The following is a 2,036-nucleotide window of genomic DNA, read 5'->3' as shown; positions in this document are numbered from 1 at the left end:
AGAAAACAAATCATTGGTTCTCAAGAGACTGATTCCCGCAATCGACCATTAATCAATTTTAATAGAGATTCACCGGAATGAAACCCTCAACAATAAATACCGAATCGATTCTAGCCGCCGCCAACAATCTGCGCTGGGAGGTGGGCGACAATCTGCATGATGCGTTGATGGACGCCATCTATCAGGATGCTGCGCGCATCGCAGAGCGCACCGTCACCAAATCCGGCGACAAACCGAGATTTGATTGGGATCGCGTGCTCGACAGACTTCTCACCAGTCGTCTTACCGGCGTGCCCATCATGCTGCTGTTGCTGACGCTGGTGTTTTGGCTGACCATCGCGGGCGCAAACGTGCCGTCCGGCATGCTGGCTTCTTTGCTGATCGATACGCTTCATCCCCTTCTCAAAGGCTTCGCAACACAAATTGGCGCGCCCTGGTGGCTTTCCGGTTTTTTGTTTGACGGCATTTATTTGGCCGGCGCCTGGGTGGTCAGCGTGATGCTGCCGCCCATGGCCATCTTTTTCCCGCTGTTTACCTTATTGGAAGATTTTGGCTATCTGCCGCGCATCGCCTTCAATCTCGACAATCTTTTTCGCAAATCCGGCGCGCACGGCAAACAAGCGCTGACCATGAGCATGGGCTACGGCTGCAATGCCGCCGGCATCATTGCCACGCGCATCATCGATAGCCCGCGCGAGCGGCTCATCGCCATCATCACCAACAATTTTGCGCTCTGCAACGGCCGCTGGCCCACACAAATTTTAATGGCGTCGCTTTTTATTGGCGCCATGGTGCCCGCCGGCCTGGCGGGACTTGTCTCCGCCGGCGCCGTAGTCGGTGTGGCATTATTGGGCATCTTCTTGACATTTGTGATCTCGTGGTTCTTGTCACGCACAATTCTCAAAGGCGAAGCCTCGACCTTCAGCCTGGAATTGCCACCGTACCGTCCCCCGCAAATTTTGAAGACGTTGTATACCTCGCTGATTGACCGCACGATCTTTGTGTTGTGGCGCGCGGTTGTTTTTGCCGTGCCCGCCGGCGCCGTCATCTGGCTGCTCAGCAACATCCCGATCGGCGAGCTTAGCATTGCCGAGCACATTATCAATTTCTTCCATCCTTTTGGCTTGCTCATTGGGTTGAATGGCGTGATTTTGCTGGCTTACCTCATCGCGATTCCCGCGAATGAAATCGTGGTGCCGACGATTCTCATGCTGTCTGTGCTCAGCGCAAAACTTGCAGGCTTTGGCGAGGGCGCCGGTGTCATGTTCGAGCTTGACGATGCCTCTGCTTACATGGCAATTTTCAACGCCGCCGGCTGGACAACGTTGACCGCGGTCAATCTCATGTTGTTTAGCCTGGTGCATAATCCTTGCTCCACTACGATCTACACCATTTACAAAGAAACCGGCAGCGCCAAGTGGGCCGCTTTTTCAGCGCTGATGCCGACTGTGTTGGGATTAATTCTGTGCTTTTTCGTTACGCAGGTGTGGCGGTTGGTGGCGGGGATGTAAGCGGGTAAGACGTTTTTTGCGCGACTCTTCAAAATTCTTCTGCGATCAAACGTAAAACAATATTCACAAAATTTTCCTAGCGGAAATATGAACCCAACGGCCTTGATCAGTTGGGTTCATTTATCGCTCCCTTTGCGCCTTCACATGCTGGCATGAACTATTGTTGCACCCTCTTTGCGCGCACTCGCCTTCACTTTTCCGCTGCAATTGCTTTAGCCACAGCCTCTGTAAAGCGCTGGCGGAATGCCGTCGAGCGCATGTTATCATGATCGCCGCGATTCGCCAAATTCGCCGCTTCCAACAAAATTGAGGTGGGCACGCGGCTGTAGCGAATAATGCCGGGCGTCCATTTGCGGCCGCCGCGATAAACATACTGCCGGATCGGCTCATACGTGTGTACCGGCACCCGGCTGCGCCGGAATGCGGCGATCAAGCTGCGGGCAAAATTCTCACTCGCGCTCTCCGCCTGCCGATTCTCCTTTGCCACAAACGAAATCGTGCGCCGCCGGCTTTCCGCATATCTGG

At 54.2% G+C, this 2,036-nt stretch carries 2 protein-coding genes; one reads left to right on the top strand and one right to left on the bottom strand.

Annotated elements, in window-relative coordinates; translation table 11 throughout:
• Positions 1-77: 77 nt before the first annotated feature.
• Positions 78-1,511, top strand: coding sequence for a ferrous iron transporter B (locus tag FBQ85_29695; GenBank protein ID MDL1879304.1), 1,434 nt, complete (start codon positions 78-80; stop codon positions 1,509-1,511).
• Positions 1,512-1,701: 190 nt separating this feature from the next.
• On the opposite strand, the gene FBQ85_29690 is transcribed toward FBQ85_29695, so the two are convergent.
• On the bottom strand, positions 1,702-2,036 hold a 335-nt coding region (locus FBQ85_29690), incomplete at its 5' end, for a hypothetical protein (GenBank protein ID MDL1879303.1).

The organism is Cytophagia bacterium CHB2 (assembly GCA_030263535.1).
In the GTDB taxonomy this organism is placed as follows: domain Bacteria; phylum Zhuqueibacterota; class Zhuqueibacteria; order Zhuqueibacterales; family Zhuqueibacteraceae; genus Coneutiohabitans.
Note: the sequence above shows the minus strand (reverse complement) of the source record. Positions and strands in the feature narration are given on the sequence as shown.